The sequence below is a fragment of the Microcoleus sp. BROC3 genome, assembly GCF_036702515.1.
Lineage (GTDB): Bacteria > Cyanobacteriota > Cyanobacteriia > Cyanobacteriales > Microcoleaceae > Microcoleus.
In genome coordinates, this window is the sequence record NZ_JAUBTQ010000082.1 from 1 (window position 1) to 23,226 (window position 23,226).

At 47.5% G+C, this 23,226-nt stretch carries 22 protein-coding genes; 7 read left to right on the forward strand and 15 right to left on the reverse strand.

The window, feature by feature from the left end; all coding sequences use genetic code 11:
* Window positions 1–251 precede the first annotated feature (251 nt).
* Entirely contained in the window at window positions 252–539 is a 288-nt protein-coding gene (locus tag QUB30_RS30605) for a hypothetical protein (RefSeq protein WP_333341641.1), read from the forward strand.
* 135 nt (window positions 540–674) lie between these two features.
* On the opposite strand, the gene QUB30_RS30610 is transcribed toward QUB30_RS30605, so the two are convergent.
* From QUB30_RS30610 to QUB30_RS30635, 6 genes are all read right to left on the reverse strand, one after another.
* On the reverse strand, window positions 675–896 hold the full coding sequence (locus tag QUB30_RS30610; protein ID WP_333341642.1) for a hypothetical protein: 222 nt from the start codon (window positions 894–896) through the stop codon (window positions 675–677).
* 153 nt (window positions 897–1,049) lie between these two features.
* A complete protein-coding gene (locus tag QUB30_RS30615) occupies window positions 1,050–1,454 on the reverse strand; it encodes a ChuX/HutX family heme-like substrate-binding protein (protein WP_333341644.1) in 405 nt (134 codons plus the stop codon).
* A 109-nt stretch (window positions 1,455–1,563) separates the two neighbouring features.
* Window positions 1,564–2,517: a PhoH family protein gene (locus tag QUB30_RS30620; protein WP_333341647.1), complete on the reverse strand. Its 954-nt coding sequence runs from the start codon at window positions 2,515–2,517 to the stop codon at window positions 1,564–1,566.
* Window positions 2,518–3,030: 513 nt separating this feature from the next.
* Window positions 3,031–3,504 (reverse strand): KH domain-containing protein, encoded by a 474-nt coding sequence (locus QUB30_RS30625; protein ID WP_333341650.1) that lies wholly within the window; start codon window positions 3,502–3,504, stop codon window positions 3,031–3,033.
* Entirely contained in the window at window positions 3,476–3,760 is a 285-nt protein-coding gene (rpsP, locus tag QUB30_RS30630; RefSeq protein WP_006633724.1) for a 30S ribosomal protein S16, read from the reverse strand. The genes QUB30_RS30625 and rpsP overlap by 29 nt, the downstream gene beginning before the upstream one ends.
* 81 nt (window positions 3,761–3,841) lie before the next feature.
* Entirely contained in the window at window positions 3,842–5,176 is a 1,335-nt protein-coding gene (locus QUB30_RS30635) for a D-alanyl-D-alanine carboxypeptidase (RefSeq protein ID WP_333341651.1), read from the reverse strand.
* 351 nt (window positions 5,177–5,527) lie between these two features.
* Here QUB30_RS30635 and plsX point away from each other — a divergent pair, with 351 nt between their 5' ends.
* The 6 genes from plsX (at window position 5,528) to QUB30_RS30665 (ending at window position 11,472) form a co-directional block, all read left to right on the forward strand.
* Window positions 5,528–6,577, forward strand: a complete 1,050-nt coding sequence (gene plsX, locus QUB30_RS30640; RefSeq protein ID WP_333140044.1) for a phosphate acyltransferase PlsX — start codon at window positions 5,528–5,530, stop codon at window positions 6,575–6,577.
* Window positions 6,578–6,741: 164 nt separating this feature from the next.
* Window positions 6,742–7,743, forward strand: coding sequence for a beta-ketoacyl-ACP synthase III (locus tag QUB30_RS30645; RefSeq protein ID WP_333341654.1), 1,002 nt, complete (start codon window positions 6,742–6,744; stop codon window positions 7,741–7,743).
* Window positions 7,744–8,249: 506 nt separating this feature from the next.
* Entirely contained in the window at window positions 8,250–9,131 is an 882-nt protein-coding gene (fabD, locus tag QUB30_RS30650; protein WP_333341656.1) for an ACP S-malonyltransferase, read from the forward strand.
* A 243-nt stretch (window positions 9,132–9,374) separates the two neighbouring features.
* Window positions 9,375–10,088 (forward strand): PspA/IM30 family protein, encoded by a 714-nt coding sequence (locus QUB30_RS30655; RefSeq protein ID WP_333341658.1) that lies wholly within the window; start codon window positions 9,375–9,377, stop codon window positions 10,086–10,088.
* 75 nt (window positions 10,089–10,163) lie between these two features.
* Complete coding sequence (locus QUB30_RS30660; protein WP_333341660.1) at window positions 10,164–10,640, forward strand: substrate-binding domain-containing protein; 477 nt, start codon at window positions 10,164–10,166, stop codon at window positions 10,638–10,640.
* Window positions 10,641–10,833: 193 nt separating this feature from the next.
* Window positions 10,834–11,472, forward strand: a complete 639-nt coding sequence (locus QUB30_RS30665) for a lysophospholipid acyltransferase family protein (RefSeq protein ID WP_333341662.1) — start codon at window positions 10,834–10,836, stop codon at window positions 11,470–11,472.
* Window positions 11,473–11,594: 122 nt separating this feature from the next.
* Here the strand turns inward: QUB30_RS30665 and QUB30_RS30670 are convergent, their stop codons facing one another.
* The 9 genes from QUB30_RS30670 to QUB30_RS30710 all read right to left on the reverse strand — a co-directional run bounded on the left by QUB30_RS30670 (window position 11,595) and on the right by QUB30_RS30710 (window position 22,942).
* Window positions 11,595–12,140: a GAF domain-containing protein gene (locus QUB30_RS30670; RefSeq protein ID WP_333341664.1), complete on the reverse strand. Its 546-nt coding sequence runs from the start codon at window positions 12,138–12,140 to the stop codon at window positions 11,595–11,597.
* A 175-nt stretch (window positions 12,141–12,315) separates the two neighbouring features.
* Window positions 12,316–12,906: a YdcF family protein gene (locus QUB30_RS30675; RefSeq protein WP_333341667.1), complete on the reverse strand. Its 591-nt coding sequence runs from the start codon at window positions 12,904–12,906 to the stop codon at window positions 12,316–12,318.
* 728 nt (window positions 12,907–13,634) lie between these two features.
* Entirely contained in the window at window positions 13,635–14,465 is an 831-nt protein-coding gene (locus QUB30_RS30680) for a GUN4 domain-containing protein (protein ID WP_333341668.1), read from the reverse strand.
* A gap of 150 nt (window positions 14,466–14,615) precedes the next feature.
* The gene (locus QUB30_RS30685) at window positions 14,616–15,758 is read right to left on the reverse strand and encodes a hybrid sensor histidine kinase/response regulator (RefSeq protein ID WP_333341670.1); all 1,143 of its coding nucleotides are present in this window, start codon (window positions 15,756–15,758) and stop codon (window positions 14,616–14,618) included.
* A 146-nt stretch (window positions 15,759–15,904) separates the two neighbouring features.
* Complete coding sequence (locus tag QUB30_RS30690) at window positions 15,905–18,571, reverse strand: GAF domain-containing protein (protein WP_333341672.1); 2,667 nt, start codon at window positions 18,569–18,571, stop codon at window positions 15,905–15,907.
* 425 nt (window positions 18,572–18,996) lie between these two features.
* Complete coding sequence (locus QUB30_RS30695; protein ID WP_333341674.1) at window positions 18,997–19,182, reverse strand: hypothetical protein; 186 nt, start codon at window positions 19,180–19,182, stop codon at window positions 18,997–18,999.
* An 87-nt stretch (window positions 19,183–19,269) separates the two neighbouring features.
* The gene (locus QUB30_RS30700) at window positions 19,270–20,403 is read right to left on the reverse strand and encodes a glycosyltransferase family 1 protein (RefSeq protein ID WP_333341676.1); all 1,134 of its coding nucleotides are present in this window, start codon (window positions 20,401–20,403) and stop codon (window positions 19,270–19,272) included.
* A gap of 689 nt (window positions 20,404–21,092) precedes the next feature.
* On the reverse strand, window positions 21,093–22,241 hold the full coding sequence (locus QUB30_RS30705; protein ID WP_333341678.1) for an NAD-dependent epimerase/dehydratase family protein: 1,149 nt from the start codon (window positions 22,239–22,241) through the stop codon (window positions 21,093–21,095).
* 110 nt (window positions 22,242–22,351) lie between these two features.
* Complete coding sequence (locus QUB30_RS30710) at window positions 22,352–22,942, reverse strand: chromophore lyase CpcT/CpeT (RefSeq protein ID WP_333341680.1); 591 nt, start codon at window positions 22,940–22,942, stop codon at window positions 22,352–22,354.
* Window positions 22,943–23,226 lie beyond the last annotated feature (284 nt).

The following is a 23,226-nucleotide window of genomic DNA, read 5'->3' on the forward strand; positions in this document are numbered from 1 at the left end:
ATATTTGTGAATAATTTTCATTAATTAGTCAAGATAATTTGCTTTTGGCATAATTTGCCTTGCTTCAAAATATGAGCGACCGCGATAAATAGCAACATAAATATATGAGAAAAAGTCAATTATTTCAACTTACTTGATTTAGGTAAATTTGACAAGCTTCTGTAACGCTAAAAGCGCATAATTTCCACCCCAAAGCATCGGGCTTCCAAGTTTTCACAACTGATTAAAAAATCCGATCGAATATCTGCGGAATGTGGGATTTAATCCCGATTGTTACTTGGCAATTATGGTTGGCCCGTCAGCTTGTGGCACAACGCCCTCTGCCGTGGCAGAAATCTCTAGCCAAGCTCACCCCTGGACGGGTAGCTCAATCTTTTGGGAGCATTTTAGCTCTCTTAGATACACCTGCTCAACCACCCAAACTCCGAGGTAAATCTCCTGGTTGGATTAAAGGTCGCAAACGACGACCGATAATTCGATATCCTGTGGTCAAAAAAGGGTTTTCTCGCCCGAGAAAAAACGCCCCTAAGTCCCTTTAATCAGAAGTTTTCGCTCCTCCATCTTTTAGTGCATTCAATCTACAGTAATGCACCTCTTTATTCTGTCTTAGTCTAAACTCCAGTTTTAAAACATCCTCTTACTTTGACTCCTTCGGCTTCCAAGATCTTGCAAAATTATTCAAGTTCTTTAGCTGCTGCTTGAACTAACTCTTCTGGAAAAGGTTTACCTGCATATTTGTTGAAAAAGTCTTGATATTGGGGAGGAACATCAACATCAAGACAAGGTTCGCTTGCGGGTAGAGAAGCGCCTTCTATACGACCTACTATTACTTCTTTTAGTAAATCCCATTCATTATGGCTGTTAACAACTGGAAATGTTCGCTCGATAGATTTCATTTACTTATGTCTGTTTTTGAGGCATTTTACTACCTACTTTACAGAAGTGTTGAACATTGTTATCAAGCTTCACCTTTAGGAGTAGAGTAATCATTTACTTGAATGTCCAGATGTTTTGATAATTGGGCTACAATCTTCTGAAAAAAAATAGCTTCAAATCTCATCAACAGGTTGGGGTTCCCAAACCTCCCCGTATTTATCCTTCAATTCGTGCCAGTTTTCCACCTGTCCCGGTTCATATTCCCCCGGCTTTCCCCACTGCAAAAACGCGCTCAAAGCAGCCTCATTTTGTTCGTCAAGAAAACGAATTGCATAAGTAGTAAAATTTCCTCTTTTCGCTTCGCCAGTCTCGAACTTCACCTGTTTTATTTTGTCCATATTCAGGTGAAACTCAAATATTTCGGCGTGCATATTTGCATATTTACCCTTCGGCAACTCCGCATAAAACAGCTTGTGAATTGAACCGCGCACTTCGATCACAGCCGCGCTGCTAGTCACGATTAAACGCAGGGTTCCTAAATTTTCGCAAGCTTCTAAGAATTCTTTCAGGTTAGGCATAATTTAATTCGGGAATGGGGAATGGGGAATGGGGAATGGGGAATGGGGAATTAGAACCAATCAGCAATAACCACCAACTAATGACTAATGACTACTGACTACTGACTATTTATTTTTCATGTAGTTCGTAAGCAGCGACAATCCGCTGCACTAGGGGATGTCGCACCACATCCGCCTGAGAGAATTCGCAGAAAGCAATGCCCTCAACGTTGCGTAGAATGTTTTGGGCGACTGACAATCCCGACTGTTGGTTTGGTGGCAAATCTGTTTGAGTGATATCGCCCGTCACTACCATTCTCGATCGAAAGCCGAGACGAGTCAACACCATTTTCATTTGAGCCGGCGTCGTATTTTGAGCTTCGTCCAAAATTACGAAAGCATTGCTGAGAGTGCGCCCCCGCATATAAGCTAAAGGAGCTACTTCGATCAAGCCTCTTTCCATTAAATCTGCCATTTTTTCAGGGTCGATCATTTCTTGCAGGGCGTCGTAAAGCGGGCGCAAATATGGATCGACTTTTTGCTGCAAATCTCCCGGCAAAAACCCTAATTTTTCGCCAGCTTCTACGGCAGGCCTGGTTAAGATTAGCCGTTCGTACTGTTTGCTTAACAAAGCTTGGATGGCGAAAATAGCTGCTAAAAATGTCTTGCCAGTACCGGCGGGGCCGATGCAAAATGTGAGGTCATGAGTGCGTACTGCTTGGACGTACTGCCGCTGCTTGAAAGTTTTGGCTCTAATTTCTTCGCCGCGGCGCGTTTTGGCGAGCACGTCTCGCTGCAAGTCTTGCAAATCATTTTGGCGGTTGGTATCCAAAGCTTGGCGGGCCGTCTGGATTTCAACTCCGGTAATAGTTTTGCCGGATTTCCAATAGTCGGATAGCGATCGCACTAATTTATGGCACAATTCTACTTGATTTTGTGTGCCGGAAATCAGCAGTTCTTGCCCTCGCATTACCAGGCTAGCACCGGTTTGTTTAGAGATCGTTTTCAGGTTTTCTTCTTGATTACCGGCCAGCGACATTGCGCTTTGAGCGCTCGGTAACTCGATGGTTAGTTTTTCAGTCATGCCAACATAAGCTCCTCCAAATAAGCAATTAGAAGTTATATCAACTCCGTCAGCAGCGGAATTAAGATTATCCACAGCTTTCGAGACGGCATTGCCGCGTCCCTACAATTAATCGGGGTAGGGACACGGCAGTGCGGTGTCCTCGGTATCATTCCGATGCTACCGGAAACGATATTAACAATTAACAGTTCAACCAGCAGCATTTTGGGAACAAAAAAACGCCAGATACTAGCTTTTACCTAGTATCTAAGGCGTCTTTTATCTTTAACTCGCAAATGAGTTTGGTGCTGGAGGCACAAATCAAATCTCCCTTCTATTAAGTCAGGCAATTTTAGATTTTAGATTTGAAATTTTAGATTTTAGATTAACCCGATCCCGCTGAGATTGTAGATTTTAAATTTTACATTTGTGTCCGATCGCAAAATCGGCAATCTCAAATCTAACGGGGCTTGTAATACAAAGTCTACAACAGGCCATCTAAAATCTAAAATTCTTTCTGGGCTCTGCAGTTAGTTAATAACCGGGAGTATTTCTGCTCGTTCTAAACGTAGGTGTGTTAGTACGGCGAGGTTGTTCTCTCGGAGTTCTGCTAGCTAAGGGACTGGGCGACGGAGGTGGCGTCCGGGGTCGGAAGTCGCCTCGCGGCTCCCGCGAGCCGCGATCCGGGCGATCGCGATCGCCCCTGGGCGGACCAGATCCGCGATCGCCCGCTTCACCATCGTATATATCTAAGTAGAGAGACTGACCCGCCGTCTGCGCCACCGCTTCGAGCGTAGTTCTAATTGCCTGAATATTGCGTCCGCCCCTACCGTAAACCCGGCCTTTGTCCGGATCTTCAAAAGCAAGCCTAACCCAGACCCGCGATTGGCGGGGGTGCAGTTCGCAATCAACCCGCAAAGAACCTGGGGTCTCTAAAAAAGGCCCAATTAAAAACTTAACCAGTCCAGCATAGTTGGGACTAGCTGACTGTTGCTGTGCTGGATTCAACGTTGGCTCCGGCTCCGACTTGTTCAAATACATGGGCTTTTCTCAGGATGTCACGCACGGTGTCAGTTGGCTGAGCGCCTTCTTGCAGGCGCTTGACAATCGCTGGAACATCCAGCCGGGTTTCGTTATTTCTGGGGTTGTAATAGCCGAGCTCTTCTAGGGGACGGCCGTCGCGGCGAGTAGAACTGTTCATCGCTACAATTCGGTAGCTTGTCTCGCGTTTTTTCCCGTATCTCTTTAATCGCAGTTTGATCATCTTCTTGCACAATAGTCTTGTTCCAATTCTAAGCTATTTTGTCAGCGCTCCTTCCCCGAACTCCAACTCAACCCCTATTTCTTAACCTCCGACCAAAATATCGCTACGATTTGCTGCCCCCAAGGCAGGTCTGGCGCCGTCAATGTGCGGTGTAATTGCTAGTGGCAAAATCGATGCTGTTCCCCACTGCTGCACCAATTTTTGCAAAAATATATCTTGCTGCGCTCTCAAAGAGTCCCAATCGGTGCCGCGATTAATAATTGCAAACCAAACTAAACCCCGATCGCGCGTGGGTATGGCTCCAGCCAAAGCAATCACGCTGTCCAAAGTACCAGTTTTCACCACAGCCGATCGCGGAATGTGTCGGTTTTCCAAAGTTCCTCGATCGCGCCCGGACACCGGAAACAAGTCAGCAATCGTCAGCCCTGTAGTCTGAAGGTTGCGGGCAATCGCCTGCATCATCCCACAAGCCGCCCTCGGAGACATCCGATTTTCCACTCCCAATCCCGAACCGTTAACTAATTCAAGTTCCTCCTCCGGCACCCCCGCAGCCCAAGTCGCTTGCTGCTGCACGATTTGTGCCCCGCCCAAATCGTCGGCCAGCATCTGAGCTATTTCATTATCGCTGTGGACGTTCATCTGCTTGAGAATTTCGGCTAAAGGAAGCGATCGGCGTTTCAGCAGCAAATGCCCCGAAGTCACAAATTTCTCAGCAATGACGCTGCCGGCAACCGTTACTTGCGGCTTTCTAGTTCCCGGAGCCATCTTAGAATACATTGCCACCACGTCCTGCGACCAACTGCGACCCTCAAGAGCTTGCCGCAGTATCTCCCCGGCAACCAAAGGATCGGACAGATAATTCATGCGGAAATTGCCTGTCACCACCAAATTGCCCGCCACGCGATCGATACCCATTTGATTGAGAGCATTGCCCACCGCGATCGCCTCCTCCCACACAAACAGCGGATCGCCCCCGCCGCTGACCACCAAATCTCCCTGCAACACCCCATTCCTAATCGGCCCCGTTGCTCGGAACCGCGTTTCAAACTGATAATCCGCGCCCCAAGTCGTAAGCGACGCCAGAGAAGTCGCAATCTTAGTCAGCGAAGCCCCAGGCATCAGCGTCTTGCCCTGCTGACTTACCAGTGGCACGATTCCCGCTTGCACCCAAATTCCCTGATTCCCCTCAATCAGGTTCTTGTCCTTCAAATCTTTTAAATATTCCCGCACCGTCGCTTCTGCGGGCAAGTCTGGATTTGCCACATTTATTCCCCCAAAAGCCAAATCTTCTGCCACCACTAGCCCGGGTATCCCTCCCCGCCAAGCCAGCACTGACGCAGCATTAGGCGCAGCACTACCTACCCCAGCCGTGTCCAGCCACAGAGATAAGATTCCTGAGCTAAATAAATCCAGCATTTTTTACTCCTAAAGTCAATCGATTTGAGATTTTAGATTTCAGATGGAAGAAAGCGCTCCCACTAATAAATCCGGGGGCAAGTGATCGGGATGGGGAGCTTTTTTCTCGCTCCACGGATGAATCCGGCGTTCCCGGACTAAAGTGCTTGCGGTCATGTAAACTATTTCATTGATTTTTTCAATATGCCGTCAAAAATAGTAAAGTAGTGACAAAACAAGTTCTATCAGAGTAGTCGGAAATAAGAATTGTCCGATCACTAGGGCGAGCGGATTTTAGTTCTTTATTCAGACTTGTGGATTCACGCTCCTGACTTCCTGGTAGAATTTTTAGTGTTTCTCAAACATTGGTCAATGGGATCGACACGCGCAAGAATTGCGATAGACGCTATGGGTGGGGATCACGCCCCCGCCGAAGTTGTAGCTGGAGCGCTTAAGGCACAAGAAGAATTAGGCGTAGAGATTTTGCTCGTGGGCGACCCGCAGCAAATAGAAGACTCGCTCCGGCAACAAGACGCGATCGGCCGCGTCTCTACAGGTCAGCTAGAAATCGTTCCTTCTGAAGGAGCGGTGGAAATGCACGAAGAACCTTTGAGTGCCCTCAAACGCAAGCCCAACGCTTCGATTAACGTAGCGATGAACTTGGTAAAGCAGCAGCAAGCTGATGCTGTGGTGTCCGCCGGTCACTCCGGCGCGGCAATGGCGGCTGCCCTGCTGAGGTTGGGGAGGCTCCCCGGAATCGATCGCCCTGCGATCGGTGCGGTTTTGCCGACAATGGTACCGGGCAGCTCTGTACTTATTCTCGATGTCGGCGCTAATGTGGACTGCCGCCCCAAATTTTTGGAGCAGTTCGCTCTTATGGGAACTATTTACAGCCAGTGCGTGCTGGGCGTCGCCGAACCTAAAATCGGCCTGCTCAACATTGGCGAAGAACCTTCTAAAGGCAACGACGCAGCGGTGCGAACCCACCAGTTATTGGTGGACAACCCGAACATTCCTTTTGTGGGCAATGCCGAAGGCCGCGACGTGCTGTCGGGGAAATTCGACGTGATTGTCTGCGACGGGTTTGTCGGCAATGTGTTGTTGAAGTTTGCCGAAGCGGTGGGCGAAGTTGTGGTGCAAGTGCTGAAGGAAGAATTAGTCAAAGGACTCCAACATCAAATTAACGATCCTCTGCTGCAAAAAAGCTTGCAAGGATTTAAGCAGCGGGTAGACCACGTTGAACACGGCGGCGGTTTGCTATTGGGCGTTGCTGGAGTTTGCATTATCAGCCACGGTTCGTCTCAAGCTGGCTCGATTTTTAATGCCATTCGTTTGGCGAAGGAGGCTATTGACAACCAAGTGCTGGAGCGAATTCGCTCGTCCAATCACCAAAGCGCTCTGGAACAAGAAGCTGTGAATTAGAGGCAGTAAGTAGGAATTAAAAATTAAAAATGTAAAATTAAAAATGTCAGATTAAACCAACTGTTTTGCTTAAAAAAAAGTAATTTCAGCAGTTTAAAAAATCATTTTAATTGGTAGTTTTTAATTTTTAATTTCTCGAACGAACAGCGAGTAAATGGAGAGGAATGTTGCAGCAATCAGGGTTCGGCATTGCCGTCACAGGTAGCGGTTCTTGTACACCGCAGGTTTCGCTGGATAATAACGGTTTGAGTCAGATAGTAGAAACTTCTGACGAGTGGATTGGGGCGCGGACGGGCATTCGCTCCCGCAGGCTGGCTGACGATCGCACTTCTTTGTGCGATTTAGCGTCGGAGGCATCGCTTCAGGCGATCGCAATGGCAGAAATTTCGCCCGCAGATATTGATTTGATTATTTTGGCGACTTCCAGTCCTGACGATTTGTTTGGCACTGCCAGTAAAATTCAATATCAATTGGGCGCAACAAAAGCTGTGGCTTTTGATTTAACAGCAGCTTGTTCCGGCTTTGTTTTTGGTTTAGTTACAGCCTCGCAGTTCATTCGGACAGGGGTTTATCAAAATGTTTTGCTGATCGGAGCAGATATTTTATCTCGGTGGGTGAATTGGTCGGATCGGGGTACTTGCATTCTCTTTGGAGACGGTGCAGGTGCGGTGGTATTACAAGCTTCAGAAGTCGATCGCTTTTTGGGATTTGAAATTCGCAGCGACGGCACACAAAATTCGTCTCTCAATTTGGCTTACAAAGCCGAGTCAAAAGAATTAATTGAGGGCGTCAGCGTCGCAGTGGGTGGATTTCATCCCATCACAATGAATGGTCAAGAAATCTATCGCTTTGCCGTGAGAAAAGTGCCGGAAGTCATAGAAAAAGCTATGTTTCGGGCAAATATTAGCGCTGCTGAAATTGACTGGCTGCTGTTGCACCAAGCCAATCAGCGGATTCTCGATGCAGTTGCCCAAAGGCTAAAGATTCCCCCCGAAAAAGTAATCAGCAATTTGGCAAATTACGGCAATACCTCAGCGGCTTCAATTCCCCTTGCCTTAGACGAAGCCGTGCGTCTGGGTAAAGTTAAAGCGGGCGATACTATTGCGGCGGCCGGTTTTGGTGCTGGTTTGACTTGGGGGGCGGCGATTTTTCAATGGGGAAGGTAATACCATTTTCGATTTTCGATTTTCGATTTTCGATTGGGAATTACTGAGGAAGTATGGGTTTGGAGCTGGTAAAGCAGTTTCATTCTTTTTGGGAACTGGTATAATGTTTGGCGGCTTTAAACTTTGGCTAATGATTGTCGGGGGTGCGACCCTTGCAAAATACAAATCCTCGAACACGCCATACATAGGGCAAGGTGCGCAGCCGTACACCCTCGGGACAGCAGTTCTTGACAAGCGCGCCCTGAGATTAAAAATCCTCTATTCTTCGATCGACTTTCCCCACCTTGAAGCTTGAAAATTTTGTTACTGCTATTAATTTAATTAAAGTAGCAAAAAAAATATAAACTTCGTAAAAAGCGCAATTATTATGTTATAATTGTGAGTCGCGAGTAGATAGTTCGTTAACCGATAGATAGCGGATACCAACCAGCGAACGAAAGAAGCGGGAAACAAAAAATTTTTGCAATCACCAATTAGCAACCACCAATTAGCAGATTACCGGAAAAATGACTAAAACAGCATGGGTATTTCCCGGACAAGGTTCCCAGGCGATCGGGATGGGTGCAGACTTATTAAACTTGCCAACAGCCAAAGCCAAATTTGAGCTCGCTAAAGAAATTTTAGGTTGGTCTGTCTCGGAAGTTTGCCAAAAAGAAGAAGCACAACTATCTCGTACTCTCTACACTCAGCCTTGCTTGTTCGTAGTAGAAAGTATTTTGACCGACTTAATGCGAGAAAAAAGCGATCGGCCAGCGGTAGTTGCCGGTCACAGTTTAGGAGAATATGTTGCCCTCTACGCAGCAGGCGTCTTTGACTTTGAAACCGGATTGCGCTTAGTCAAACGCCGCGCCGAACTCATGGACACTGCCTCCGGCGGGCAAATGGTGGCTTTGATCGGGTTCGACAGGCAGGAACTAGAATTACAAATTCAATACAGCCGAGACGTAGTGCTGGCAAACGACAACAGCGAAGCACAAGTCGTGATTTCTGGAACGCCCGCAGCAGTAGAAGATTTACTTGCCAAAATCAAAGTCAAACGCGCCGTTAAATTGAATGTTTCCGGTGCGTTTCACTCTCCCCTGATGGCCTCAGTGGCGGCAGAGTTTCAACTAGCCTTAAAGTCTGCAAGATTTTCCGATGCTAAAATGCTGGTGCTATCGAACGCAGAACCCTCAGCCACTACCAGCGCAGCCACTTTAAAGCAGCGCTTGACTCAGCAGATGACCAAAGGCGTGCGGTGGCGAGAAATTTCGCTGCAATTGCCGCAACAAGGAATCGATCGCGTAGTGGAAATTGGCCCCGGCAAAGTTCTCACAGGTTTGATCAAACGGACTTGTCCCGATTTAGCGCTGGTAAATGTTAGTAGTTTGGCAGATTTACCCGCTTAATCTATTTTTAGCCTGTTATTAAACGGCAGGTTATTAACTTTAAAGTTAATTGGCCCGAAGAGTGTCGAAAAATAAATAGCACAACAGGCAAATCCGAATATTGGCTGTTGTGCAACTTGGGGATAGACCATCGAGACAGCTAGAAAATCTTTATCAAAAATGTAGATATCGATCGACCTGACGGGGCGATCGACAAATCCTGATGTAAACTAGGCGTAAAAACCAAGCTTATCTGGTACTTATATGAAAAAAGTCCTTTACTGGTTGATGGGCGACAAGGCAGGCAGAACCATAGTTGGTGCCTGGAACTGGATGTGGGGACTGCCAGTAGAATCCGGCGGCCAGGTGTCGGTGGCGTTAGCCGAAGAGTCGCTGCGATCCATGCAAGAATCAGTGCAAAAGCTAGCAGCAGCAGTCTCCACCCAAGTTGCAGCCTACCAGCGCGCCAAAACGAAATATGAAGAAAAAGTTAGGGAAATGCAAACCGTAGAGCGCCAAGTCATCACAGCCAAGCGCAACGGCAACGAAGAAGCGGCCCGCTTGGCAATGGCGAAGGTAATTCAGACAGAACAAATCTTGCCGCAATTAGAATCCCAAGTAAAACAAGCCGAACAATACGTCAACGCTTCCAAAGACAAGCTAAATCGAGAACGGATGAAGCTGGAAGCCTACAAAACCGATATGCAAAATATGAAAGATATGGCCGAGATTAACGAAGCCCTCCGAGCCATATCCCAAGTCAACAACGACCTCAGTATCGATTCAGCTCGATCGCAATTTGAGCAAGCCAAAAACGCCGTCCACGGCCGCAACCTCGAACAGCAAGCTTTAGCAGAACTATCTGAAAACCCCCAAGAAAGACTTCAGGCAGAATTAGAAAATATGACCTTAGATGATGAAGTTAATCGCAGGCTGCAAATGTTAGAGGGATCGAACAACAAAGAACTTTCAAACTAAGGAGAATTTTATGGCTAAGAGCGGGCCTCCCCCGATAGTTTTTATTTTGTTATTTCTCTTGCTCGCCGGTGGGGGTTGGTTCTTTTTTCTCAACAAACCAGCGTCGCAAGAGGTTTAACCTCCGCTCAAGTTCAAGATATCTTCAACGGAAATGCTCAAGACTGGTCGAAAGTAGGCGGCCCGGCGGGCCCGATTAAAGTGATAAATCGACCCGAAGTTAGCGGCACTCACCAAACGTTTAAAGAACAAGTGCTCGGAGGTGGCGAGTTTGGCACGACGCCAAATATTACCACGCTCGATCGAGATGCGACCACTCCCCTGCAGCAAGCCTTAGGCAAGAACGGCATTGGTTATGCCACATTCGCTCAAGTAGTCAATCAGAAAACGGTGCGCGTTGTTCCAGTCAACGGTGCGACGACGGATGCGGGTAACTATCCTTACAAGCGGCAGTTGTACTACGCCTACAAAAATCCTCCCAGCCAAGCAGTTAAGGATTTCTTGGGCTACGCGACTTCTTCGGAAGGACAGAAAGCTATGCTGGCTGGAAATTGAGCCTTTGCAAACGTCCGAAATTCAGGAGTTGGCCAGACTTCTGTCGGGCTCTACACAAGTGAAGTCCGCGCAGGCGGACTTTATTATTGGGCTGGGTAAGGTGTGCACCCTACAAACCTCAAAATACTATTCCTTTGTCATTGCTGAACTGATAGGCTAATATTCGATGTAATTTAAAATTTAAGGTTTTTTTGTGAGCAAAAGTCGCGAACCAGTCGAAAGTTTACTTCTTTACTATTTATTCAAATGGTCAATTGTCAGCCCGATGCTGCACCTGTACTTTCGGGGTCGCATCTACGGTGCAGAAAATGTTCCGACAGAAGGGCCGCTTGTAGTAGTCAGCAATCACGCCAGCGATTTTGACCCCCCGATTTTGTCTAATTGCATGAGGCGGCCGGTCGCATTTATGGCGAAGGAAGAGTTATTTAAAGTTCCTATTTTGAAGCAGGCAATTACGCTTTACGGTGCTTATCCAGTGAAGCGTGAAAGTGCCGATCGCAGTGCAATTCGCTCGGCTATCAAATCTTTGGAGAATGGATGGGCGACGGGTGTATTTTTGCAGGGGACTCGCACCCCAGACGGCAGAATTACTGAACCGAAATTAGGTGCTGCGCTGATAGCTGCTAAGGCAAAAGCACCGCTGTTACCTGTTAGTTTGTGGGGAACTCACGCGATTTCATCGAAAGGTTCGGGAATTCCGCGTCCGGTGCCGCTGACGGTGCGAATTGGCAAGCTAATTGAAGCGCCCGGTTCCTCGGATCGCGAGGAATTGGAAGCGCTGACTCAAAGATGTGCAACCGAGATTAATGCTATGCACGATTTGGGGCGCTGATTTGCTTGAAGGATGTTTGTAGAATTTACTCAGAAACCGCGTTTGAGGAAGGAAAAAACATCGTTATGGGTTTCTAGTGAGTACGATCGAGTTTGATGAAGACGATCGTACTCACTAGAAACCTATTTTATTGCGGTTGTGCGATCGCCTCTGACAAAAGCAACAGCTAAAGGCGAAATTTTTTCTGTAACTGCTGCGATAACTTGGCGGTCCAAGTCAGTCCAAACTCTGGGCAGATCGAAAATACAAGGCTGCAAAACCCCCCACAATAAGCCGTCAGCACAAAGGTGAGCGTGAATTAAAGCTCGATGTCCGAAATTTTTTGCCTCAAAATCTTTGTTGACTACTTCAGGATTTGCTGTTTCAACATCCTCAACAAAAATCGAAGGTTCAGTTCGCAAAGCTGCTGCAAATAAAGGGTCTTCTTGCCCTAAAGATTCCGGTTCTTTTTTCCATTCCGTGCCGCTAACATCGGGATAGTTCGAGTTGCGACGCCAGCAGTAAGGTACTCTGCCCATTTGCGTTTCAGGATTGCGGAGGTAGAGAAAGACGCGATCGCAATTTAACACCTCGCCTAAAGCCGGCACCAAAGCCGAAAAAACAGCATCCGCAGTCTTGCTGCCACTCAAAATTTGCTCCAGAACTTGCGGCAGAATTTGGTCTGTCATTAACTTTAGCTATTGAAGTTCATCTACTAATTTTAAACTACTCCTTCTCTTCTATTCTCTTCTATTGCGAATTTGTCGTCAGCATCTTCGCGGTTCGTTAAATCGCTAGAGGAGACAACTTTGAAAACCTGAGGGAAGGGAAAAAAATTAAAAATTTCTTAATCCTTCCCTTTGTTTATTGAATTCTGGCTTGGGTGAAGTTAGCACCTGTATAACCGGTTGTCAGCCAAAGAATAGCTCTAGCGCCGTCGCGAAGAGCTTTTTCCATCGGTTCGGGGGTTCGCCCAGACGGAACTGCCACAGGCTTAAAACTAATGCCTCGACTGCCGAGCACGATTTCGCCGATAATCTGAGCTCGCCGCATATGATCGTCAGAAGTTATCAGATACACGCTCTCAATCCCTTGAGCTTTCAATTCATCTACCAGCGTAGTAAAATTTGTTACCGTATCCACCGCTCTGTAGTCTAAGTGGACGCGATCGGACTCAATTCCCGCTTCTGAAAACACCCATTCCGCGAACTCTGGATTGCTGCCAGACGACACCCAAATCGGCAATTCAGGATAATCCTGAGCAAATTTGGCGGCAAACACCTCTCGCTCCGTAGCCCCACCTAGAACTAACACAGCTTGGGGTCTCTGAAATTCGCTCTTAACCTGCTGATAGCCAAACCAACACGCCATCAAAAGCCCTACTACGAACCAAAAACTGCGTGAAGTGTTCAAACGCTTGTAACGCTGCGTGTTTGAGTTGATTCTTAACCACATCTAAACCTATAAAAATTTTATGTAACTCACAAAGGAACCATAACAAAAAATACCGCACGTATAGCCCACTAACAGGAATTAAAAATTAAAATTTAAAAAAGGGTCGGGGGATCATAGATTTTAGATTTTAGATTTTAGATTTTAGATTGACTCTACGCTTGTGGTGGGGCTTAAACAGGTGATTTTAGATTTTAGATTTCAGATTTTAGATTTCAGATGGATTCTATAGAGGTTCTGCGTAAGTCCTCGTCTTCAAGCAAGTATTCGTCTGTGGGCGAATTCGTTAGCGGATATGCAAAAAAGAGGGGCAAAACAAAGCTTCCCCCTCCTGCTTTTAATTTTTCTTGGTTTTTAACGGGACTGGCCGGGTTCGAACCGGCGGCCTAGCGCTTCAGATTTGTGTGAGTTTCCCCACTCTCTGGACTATACCTTCACCATATGCTTGCAGCTTTTAGGTGGTGACCGTCTAGTCTCTAAACCTTCCTGATTTCAATATAGGCGATTGTTTAATCGCCCTGAGCTCAGGCTTGGCTTGGTATTGCCTTAGAGTCATAGGAACCCATGAACTCTTTAGGTTTCACCAAATTTGACCACATTCACTCCCAGAGTTTCCTCGCAGGGTGCCCGATTCTTCAGGAGGCGCTTGCTCTATCCATCTGAGCCACAGCCCCAGTTGCTAAACCGTTTTGATTATAGCAGTTAATGTCGATTTTGATTTTTTTTGATGATTACCGATCGCCACTTGCGAGTTTCGCAGCGATGCGGGCCAAGTTTTCTGCTGCGGTGAGTTTACCAGCACCGTAACAGGCGCGCTGTCTCCATGCGGTGACGGGGAGATGTCCGGGGGGAGCATCTTCGTTGAAGGAGAGCTCGCTGTAATATTTCCAATTTTCCTTGACTCGCCAGCCGACTCGATCGCAAAATTCAGTATAATTACCCCCGCTAGTTTCCCAAATCTGCTGCTGCACGCTCAACCCGAACCGCCCGCTGCTGTATTGTTGCCAAAGTTGGTCGATCGTGCGAAGGTCTGTAAGAGGAAAACTGTCAATATCGGCTGCACTCAGCCAGCCTTCGTCTTCCCTGACGGCGATTTGCAGCAAGATTTCCCAAGTGTGTTCGTCAGCTTTGCGCCATTTTCCGGTTTCTAATAGCTTTGTCAGTTGCCGGTAATCCATCCCCACTTCCGAGATAGCCGGAGTTTTGTCAGGTATGGCGGCTATTTTGTCTTCCAGTCGCAGTAGAGTGCTGACAATCAATTCGGGGTTTAGTTGTTCGAGGCGGTACAAAACCCATTCTAACTGAGATTGAACGTACGTGCGGGCGATCGCATTTTGCTGCAATTCCCCCTGCAACTCATCAAATTTAGCGGACCAATTTTGTTGATTGCGGGTCAATTCCCACATTTGTTTTGCCCACTGCAATCTAACTTGTTCTTTTTTTAAATAACTTTTGGAAGGCTTAGCACGTTGCGGGTAGGGAGTCAAATCCCAGCCGCAAATCGAGCAAAACTCTGGTTTTTCTTCTATGTATTCAGCACCGCACACTGGACAGTTAGACATATTGCCATAAATTCGGTTGCCAAGTAATTATATGACATCGGGTAAATTAACCATAATTCGATTAGGTACGCACTTCGCACCCTACAATTACAGTCGATCTGTAGTAATGTGGGCATTTCGCACCGGAAAGTTAGAGTTATTTATACCGATCTAACAAGGCAAGCGAATAGTAAACAAACTGCCTTTACCCAACTCTGATTTTACCTGGATCGTGCCGCGGTGAGCTTCGACTATTTGGCGGCATAGGTGTAGTCCCAAACCTGTACCGGATTTCTTGTGAGTTCCCGGGCCAAACCTTTCAAATAACTTTGCTTGTTCGGTGGGAGAAATGCCTGCGCCAGTGTCTTTGATTTCGATGATTACCCATGCCAGCGGTTGGTTTTTGAAGCTCGTATAAGCAGGTGAATTTGCAGCTTTTAAGCTGACATCTATTGAGCCGCTGTCGGTGAATTTAATCGCATTTCCGATTAAATTTGTCAGCAAGCGGTGCAGCTCCAGACGATCGCCCGGATACTTCGCAATCGGAGCACTTTCTGCACTTTCTTTCAAGTCTAAATTCAGGGACAAACTTTTAGCATCGGCTAGGGGAGCTAGTTCTTCAGCTACCTCAGTAATAAGCTGGCGCAAGTCCACGGGAGCGAAACTTAAGGATTTGCGGCCTGCTTCGTAGCGGTAGACTTCCAGCAGCATATTTACCATGGCGATCAGGTTTTGGTTGCTGCGAACCATCGTGCCGAAAGCGTCGCGCATGGGAAGCGAAATTTCTCCCAAAGCTCCTTGCTGCATTAAAGTTAGCATTCGATCGGCTGCCACCAGGGGCGTCCGCAAGTCGTGAGCGAGTCGGGAGACAAAATCTTCGCGCTGGAGGGCGATCGAATTCCGTTCGTCTACGCTGTGTTTGAGGCGCAGGAGCGATCGCACCCTCGCCAGCAGTTCGTCCATTTCAACTGGTTTGCGGATGAAATCGTCTGCTCCCATGTCAAGTCCCTGGACTACGCTAGCACTGTCGTGAGCTGTAATCAGCAAAATCGGGATAAAGGGCAATTCCTTATTTTGTCGCATTCGCTGGGTGACTTCGTAACCGTCCATTCCCGGCATCATTACGTCTAGCAGTACCAAATCCGGGGCTGATTTGTCAATTTGGCTCAAGGCCGAAAAGCCGTTATCGGCCGTGCTAATTTCGTAACCTTCTTCTTCCAGAATTGTCTGTACCAACAAAACATTATCCGGTGCGTCGTCTACCACCAGAATGCGATCGGCTTTTGTGGCATTCGGAACAGATAAATAATTCATTTATGTGGCTGGAAATAAATACTAACTTTAATCTTGCATCCGATTTATGTTTTCACATTTTTCCACTTATTAACTCTGTCATAAGGAAGATATCAAAACTTTATCCAATCTTTTTACATTTGAAGACTCTGCCGTGATATAATATCCTATTTGATAGTCATCGTATGCACGCCGTCCCAATCTTCGCGCGGGGGTACTTGCAAATAGCTGAGGGATCGCTCGATGTGAACTTCCACAGGTCGATCGCTCGGCCGCATCGCTAAAGCCGCCTCAAAACAACTAATAGCTTTCTGAAAATTTCTAGCAATATAAGCATCCCGACCATTGCTGTAAAGTTCCAAAAACCGAACGGTTTCCCCGTCGATAGGATCGGCACTATTTTGCAGCAACTCGTAAATTCCCACCGGCTGATTTTTGCCCTTAACCCGCACCTTGTCCAACTCTCGCACCCTAATCCGTTCCTTGCACAAACTGTATGTAAATTCGCTCAAAATGATATCGCAGCCGTACTCCTTTGTAAGCTGTTCCAATCGCGAGCTCAAATTCACCGCATCCCCGATTACCGTGTAATCCATCCGCTTTTCCGAACCAATATTTCCCGAAACCACCTCTCCGGAACTAATCCCAATTCCGAAGCGAAACTGATCCTCGCCGGGGCGAGAATCATTAAACTCTTTCAAACGTCGGCGCATATCTAAAGCCGACTGAACCGCCATCCAAGCGTGAATTTCGGGAGGATTCAGCGGCAGCGGCGCGCCGAACACGGCCATTAAAGCATCGCCAATAAACTTGTCTAAAGTACCTTCGTAGTGGAAAACGGCCTCCACCATCGTCTCAAAATACTTGTTCAGCAGGGATACCACCTCCGACGCTCCCAGATTTTCGGTCAGGCTGGTGTAGCCGCGAATGTCGGAAAATAAAATAGTTACTTCTTTGCGTTCGCCCACCATGAGCGCGCCTTCGCCCAAAGCCATTACTTTATCTACGACTCCAGGAGTCATGTAGCGGTACATGGTATTTTTCATCCGCTTTTCGCGGCTGATGTCTTCGAGTACAACTAAACCGCCGCGCACGCCGCCTTCAGGATTGATCAGCGGGTTGACAGTCAAATTCAAACTGCGTTCAATTACTTTAATTCGAGATTTATTGATTGGCAGCGGACAATAAGGGTGATACAGGGCAGAATTTCGCAGCGCAAATAGAGATTGGGAATTAGCTAATTCTGCCAGCGCTACTTCCTCAGTCCACGCGCGGTTTTCGCCCCAAGCGTAATATAAATTTGGATCCGTGCGATCGGGTACAGCCAAAATGTAACTTTCTTCTTCAGTTTCTCCTGCTTCATTTTCTGCCGCTGCGGAACCAAACGTTTTTTCCACCAACAATCCCAAAGTTAAACTTTGTTCGGGAACGTAATGTCTGGCAGCATTTTTGAGACTGTCTTCCAGTCGAAATTGCAAATTGTCGATCGGCACAACTTCCCAAACATAGCGATTCACCAGTTTATCTTCCCAAATCTGGGGATTCTGTTTGCTTTTAGCTTGATTTAGCGGACAGCCCAACAATTCTAGTGCTGCTTCGTTGATCGTCACAACTCGGCCCTTCAAATCCGTGGAAATTACTGCATCAGAAAGACTTTGCAGCATATCTTTCTGATACTGCTTTTCCACCATCACATTCTGAAACAGTTGAGAATTTTGCAGCGCCATTCCCGCTTGGGAATTAAACGCTCGCAAAAACTCTTCGTCGGAAGTAGTGAAAGTGCCTTGGTTCTTATTAATTAGCTGAGTCACCCCGATCAGCTCACCTTTAGCATTATGCACCGGCATACACAAGACAGTCCGAGTGCGGTATCCCGTTTGCTGGTCTGTAGATGGGTCAAAGCGGGGATCGTCGTAAGCATCTGTAATATTTAAAGGTTGACCGGTCGAAGCCACGTAGCCTGCAATTCCCTTATTCGCAGCAATGCGGAGATCTACCATCGTTTTGCCGTCGGCCTTGGCGACTTTTGTCCAGAGTTCGTTGGTTTCCCGATTTAACAAAAATAGCGTACTGCGATCGGCCTGCATCAAGTCGCGAGCTTGATCCATGACAGCGCGCAAAGTTGTTTCCAAGTCAAGACTTTGACCCAAAGTCGTGGTGGCTCTCAGGAGTGCGGCAACCCCTCGCTGGTTGCGGGCCACGACGTAGAAAGACTGACAGCTTTCGAGAATAATCCCGATCGAATCTGCAAAAGCCTGAAACTGCTGTTCGTCTTCCTCGCTAAAAGGGACATTGCCAGCTTTATTTAACAGTCTGACCACCGCTACGGGTTCGTGTTGGCTCTTGCTGCTAAAAATCGGCATACAGAGGATGGTCTCGATCTCGTAGCCCGGTGGTTCGTCTACTTCGGAATTAAAATGCTCGTGCGATCGAGCTTCGGCGACATTTATCGATTTTCCGGTTGTTGCTACGTAGCCTAAAATGCCTGCATCCATCGGCAAACGAACTTCTAAATCTTCGCCAAGTGCATCGACTGTTTTGTGCCACAGTTGATTTTTGTTGGAGTCAACCAAAAAAATTGTTGTCCGGTCTGCTTGCAGAATTTGACCAATTTTGACAGTGAAGGCATCTAACAGTTGCTCTAAGAGAGTTTCGAGTGCTTCATTGTTAATCAGGTCCATCGCCCGGATAAATTGCTGAAATTCAGCCGTGATAAAGTCCAGCAGGCACACTAATTCAGGAACTGGCAGGCTCTTAACACGGGAGGTCAATGCCCCCATAAAATTGACTTGAGTCAGTGTAGCCAGAACGCTACCAGCATTGGAGAATGTCATGATTAACTGCTTTCTCAGAGGGGTAGAGTGACCCGCAGGTCGATCGGCGCTAGATTCTGCGGCGGTGCAAACTCTTGAAGTTGTTTGCTTTTCAAGCCGGCACTCGCTTGTCGCTTTGATGAATCGCGAGTTCAAAAGTGGGGCACGCAACTTCAGTTTGCTTGTTATGTATGCTCGATCGATCTTTTTTTTACAACATCGATACTGATGAGGGTTCGTCAATTAAAGCTGAACTGGAGTTCGGAACACTCCCAGCCTAAAAAGTAGCTTCCATCCAGGCTTTGGTTCGATCGAGCAGGGCAAGGTGAATCTGACGCTTTGTGCTCGGCTGGTGCGCGGTATGACTGTGTTAGCGTATTCGGCGACCGTATGCGGTCTGGTGAATGGCGCTCTAGAACCGCCGCGCGCGAGAAATTCCTACAAAGCTACTCATAGTTTAATGCTAAACGCAGCAGCAGGATAGGTACAGTGATATAACTACCTAAAAATTTCGATCGGTCTTTGATGAAATCGGTTCTCGCTACAAACTGACGATCGAACCGCAAAGCTAATACCCGTTTCAAAAAAAATGCAACTGTAAACAAGCTCCAAACCCTTAGTTCATCAGTCATTAGCAATTTTTTCATCTAAAATCTCAAATCCCAAATCGCATAAGCTGTCGGTGCTGTTTAAAGGCACGACAGCTTAGCTTATGGCATTTAGGCCGCTCTGGGCATGGACTGGGCAAATACCACCGATTGATAGTAGCGCTGCAATTGTGCGGCGGCGGCGGCCCAACCCCAGCGTTCGGCTTCTCGGCGAGCGTTTTGGCGCAGGGTTTCCCGTTCTTCGGGATTGACAAACAGACGCTTGGTGGCAGCGAGTGCTCCTTCTTCATCGGCAGGGTCAAATAAATATCCGTTAACGCCGTCAGTGACGATATCGGGAATTCCGCCACTGCGCGCCGCCACTACGGGCGTCCCCGCAGCCATTGCTTCTAGGAGCACTAACCCCAGGGTTTCGGTGCGGGAGGGAAAAATGAAGGCGTCGGCCGATGCGTAAGCTGTTGCGAGTTCTTGCCCCTTGAGGTAGCCGACAAAATTAGTGGGGGTGCCGGCAAAATATTGTTCGAGAGTTTGCCGGTGCGGGCCGTCTCCCACTAGGGCGAGGCGGGCGTCGGGAATCGCTGCGAGGACTGGTTTGATGCGTTCGATTTCTTTTTCTGCACCCAGGCGGCCGACGTACAGCAGCAGGGGACTGTCTGGGTTATTTTCAGAAAGGCGCGATCGCATTTCTCGACTCGCCAATTCCGGGACAAACATTTCAGTATCTACGCCCCGCTGCCACAAATCTACTCGCTCAATGCCGTGGGTTCTCAATTCCTCGACCATTGCTGTTGAAGTGCACAGATTCAATTCTGCTTGGTTGTGAGCTCCTTTGAGCAGTTCCCACAATAAAGGTTCGAGAACTCCGAAACCGTAGTGGTGCAAGTATTTGGGCAAATGCGTGTGGTAAGAAGCCAAAATCGGAATGTTGAACTTTTTCCCGTAATATATACCGCCCAATCCCAAAATAGCGGGATTGACAACATGAATAATATCCGGTTTAAACTGCTCTAATTGGCGACCGACAGCCGGAGAAGGAAGTGCCATTTTCAGTTCCGGGTACATCGGCAAAGGCAAACCCTCCACACCGTAAATTCGGGCACCTTTGTATTCTTTAATCCCGTAATCTGGAGAAAATATTAGAACTTGTTCGCCCGATCGCTGCAAGTGATCTACAGTGTGAATCAGGCGCGTCACAATGCCGTCTATTTTTGGCAGAAATGTTTCAGTGAAAAGAGCAATTTTCATAAAAATAAGTTACTTAGGGAGCCGATAATCATAGCTTGGGGCCAACCTCATCGTTAACAGGATACACTGTCTCGCGGCGAGTAAGTCATGGCGTGCGATCGGCTGCTTTTCTACACTTCTTCTTTCTGTTTCACCGCCGCTAATTCCGAGAGAGAGGTTTTTGGGGTAAGATCCAAATTCCCTGAATGCGAATATATAAAATTATCCCACCTAAAAGCAATCTCACACCTTCGGCACAGCAATTAATTCTGTGAATTTCCTGTGCAGTTTTAGCAATTAACATTTCCCTTTCCCCAGCAGCAGGCGATTCGCTAACGGGCGCGGTAATTTTGATTGCTCGCCGTCAGTGCAGCCCATTCCGGTATTAAATAATAAGCACAGACTGCACTAGCTGAAAATCCCGGCAGAACCACCAAAAGCAACAGCAATGAGAATTCGACTTTTCACGGCTTGATTCCCAAAAAGTCAGCAGTAAAAACCTAATGCCATTTTTCAACTAAGCGCAGAGGACGCAGAGAACACAGAGCAAAAGATAAAAAAGCATAGATATGAAAAAAGTAATCTACAGTCAAATCCATGCAGAACTTGCAAACATTTTCCCTCTCTTCCCTTCTTTTCTCTTACTTCGCGCCCTTCGCGCCTTCGCGGTTCGTTAAAAAATCTCTTACCCCGCAAATATATACCAGAACTTACTTCCAAGAAACCTTCGGCAAAATCTGATTTTTATCCACACGGTGCTGATATTTTGTAGCAAAATTCAGCAGAGAATCGAGCAGGGAATCTGAGAGATAGTGCGGTTGCAAACCGAGGTCTAGCAAATTGGTGTTTTTGGCATTGAAATAATGTTCTTCTTTCTCGACTCTGGGATTTTCGATATTGTTGATTTCTACTTTTAATCCCATTGCCATGCCTGCTTTTTGCACCAAGGAGGCTAAGTCGCCGACGCTGAATTGTTCGGTGAATTGGTTGAAGACGCGGAATTGTCCGGATTCGGCGGGATTGGCGATCGCCAATTCCACGCACCGCACGGTATCCCGAATGTCTAAGAAGCTGCGGGTTTGTCCGCCAGTGCCGTAAACCGTCAGAGGATGACCGATCGCAGCTTGGATGCAAAATCTGTTCAATGCTGTACCGAATACTCCGTCGTAGTCCAAACGGTTGATCAACAGTTCATCCATGCCGGTTTCATCTGTGAGCACGCCGTAGACTACGCCCTGATTTAAGTCGGTGGCTCTTAAACCCCAGATTTTGCAAGCAAAATGGATGTTGTGGGAGTCGTGGACTTTTGACAGGTGGTAGAAACTGCCTGGTTGTTTGGGATAGGGTAGTGTATCCTTGCGGCCGTTGTGTTCGATCGTGATGTAGCCTTCTTCAATGTCAATATTCGGGGTGCCGTATTCGCCCATTGTCCCCAATTTCACTAGGTGACAGTCGGGGAAGTCTTCGCGGATGGCGTACAGCAGGTTGAGTGTCCCGACGACGTTATTGACTTGGGTGAGGACTGCGTGTTCGCGATCGATCATCGAGAAAGGTGCCGAACGCTGTTCGCCGAAATGGACGATCGCCTCTGGTGCAAATTTTCTCATGCTTTTGCTGAGAAAATCGTAGTTGGTGATGTCACCGACGAACAAGTCGATCGACTTGCCCGTTAAATCTTGCCATCGCTGGAGTCGTTGCTGAATCGGTGCAATGGGAGTGAGGGTGTCGCTGCACAGTTCCAGATCCCAGTGCCGCCGCACAAAGCTGTCGAGGATGCCAACTTCGTAACCTTTGTTGGAAAGGTAGAGTGCGGTTGCCCAACCGCAATAGCCATCGCCACCAATAACCAGGACTTTCATAAATCAACGGTGAATCTTGCTTGCCAATACTGGGTTAATGTACCAGGTATTGGTGCATTCTGAACCTTTAATCAAGCGTGTTCGCCCAGGAGGGACTCTGTTTTTTTGCATTAAACCTGAATTTCGTCGGCGAAACTGGCCCGGCGGGTGAATTCAAAAGGCCCGGCGAGGGCTCCCCAGACGTGGGCGTCGGTTTCTGGGTCGCGTCCGCGATCGTGGCTGATAAATTTGTCTTGGTCAATCTCGAATTCGCTGTCTAGATAGGTTTTTTTGCCGTTTCTGACCACCGCACAGCCTTTTCCGGGTTCGACAAACCCTTTGAAGCTGTTGCCAGTCCACTGCGTAATAAAGGTGCAGCCGGGAAGCAGTGTCAGTTGTGCTTTTTTGATTTCTTGCAGCCGTTGCGGGTCGCGGGAAGCGCCGTAGAATTGTTCTTCGTTTTCTATGGCATAATTTTCGATGTCGATTCGATCGTCCACCGGGACTAATTTCAAAACTCGGACTCGGTACGGTACGTGCAGTTCAATATCGTAGGCTTGTTCTAGGTACAAGCTGAGCCCATCTAGAAGTTCGACTGGCAAAGGCCTCATGCAAACGCGGATGTGGGCGAAGAATGGCGGGTTTTCAAAGGCTTGGGCTTGGTTGCTGAAGTCGGCGGCCATCCAGCGGGCGAGGGTGACGATATCGGTGGAGTGAGTCATTGGGATTTTCGATTTGAGATTTTAGATTTTGGATTGAGGGAGTAGAAATTATTTTAGGGGAAATTTAGGTGCGATCGGGCTTTAGAGTCCTGACTTCTTTAAAAAGTCCGGGATTTGGGTATGCTGTTTTTTTCAGGTAGCCTTACTTATCGGGAAATCATGAAACTACAACCAGTCGAATCCAGCATGATAAAAGCTGTGGGTTATGACTGGAGTTTAGACTAACAAGGGAAAGAAAAGGGAGCCTGTGATTGCCACAGGCTCCCTAAAGGCAGAAAATTGAG

Coding starts and splice junctions, on each gene's coding strand:
- QUB30_RS30605 (WP_333341641.1), top strand. CDS start 252: ATGTGGGATTTAATCCCGATTGTTACTTGGCAATTATGGTTGGCCCGT.
- QUB30_RS30610 (WP_333341642.1), bottom strand. CDS start 896: ATGAAATCTATCGAGCGAACATTTCCAGTTGTTAACAGCCATAATGAA.
- QUB30_RS30615 (WP_333341644.1), bottom strand. CDS start 1,454: ATGCCTAACCTGAAAGAATTCTTAGAAGCTTGCGAAAATTTAGGAACC.
- QUB30_RS30620 (WP_333341647.1), bottom strand. CDS start 2,517: ATGACTGAAAAACTAACCATCGAGTTACCGAGCGCTCAAAGCGCAATG.
- rpsP (WP_006633724.1), bottom strand. CDS start 3,760: ATGATCAAACTGCGATTAAAGAGATACGGGAAAAAACGCGAGACAAGC.
- QUB30_RS30635 (WP_333341651.1), bottom strand. CDS start 5,176: ATGCTGGATTTATTTAGCTCAGGAATCTTATCTCTGTGGCTGGACACG.
- plsX (WP_333140044.1), top strand. CDS start 5,528: ATGGGATCGACACGCGCAAGAATTGCGATAGACGCTATGGGTGGGGAT.
- QUB30_RS30645 (WP_333341654.1), top strand. CDS start 6,742: ATGTTGCAGCAATCAGGGTTCGGCATTGCCGTCACAGGTAGCGGTTCT.
- fabD (WP_333341656.1), top strand. CDS start 8,250: ATGACTAAAACAGCATGGGTATTTCCCGGACAAGGTTCCCAGGCGATC.
- QUB30_RS30655 (WP_333341658.1), top strand. CDS start 9,375: ATGAAAAAAGTCCTTTACTGGTTGATGGGCGACAAGGCAGGCAGAACC.
- QUB30_RS30670 (WP_333341664.1), bottom strand. CDS start 12,140: ATGACAGACCAAATTCTGCCGCAAGTTCTGGAGCAAATTTTGAGTGGC.
- QUB30_RS30675 (WP_333341667.1), bottom strand. CDS start 12,906: ATGTGGTTAAGAATCAACTCAAACACGCAGCGTTACAAGCGTTTGAAC.
- QUB30_RS30680 (WP_333341668.1), bottom strand. CDS start 14,465: ATGTCTAACTGTCCAGTGTGCGGTGCTGAATACATAGAAGAAAAACCA.
- QUB30_RS30685 (WP_333341670.1), bottom strand. CDS start 15,758: ATGAATTATTTATCTGTTCCGAATGCCACAAAAGCCGATCGCATTCTG.
- QUB30_RS30690 (WP_333341672.1), bottom strand. CDS start 18,571: ATGACATTCTCCAATGCTGGTAGCGTTCTGGCTACACTGACTCAAGTC.
- QUB30_RS30695 (WP_333341674.1), bottom strand. CDS start 19,182: ATGACTGATGAACTAAGGGTTTGGAGCTTGTTTACAGTTGCATTTTTT.
- QUB30_RS30700 (WP_333341676.1), bottom strand. CDS start 20,403: ATGAAAATTGCTCTTTTCACTGAAACATTTCTGCCAAAAATAGACGGC.
- QUB30_RS30705 (WP_333341678.1), bottom strand. CDS start 22,241: ATGAAAGTCCTGGTTATTGGTGGCGATGGCTATTGCGGTTGGGCAACC.
- QUB30_RS30710 (WP_333341680.1), bottom strand. CDS start 22,942: ATGACTCACTCCACCGATATCGTCACCCTCGCCCGCTGGATGGCCGCC.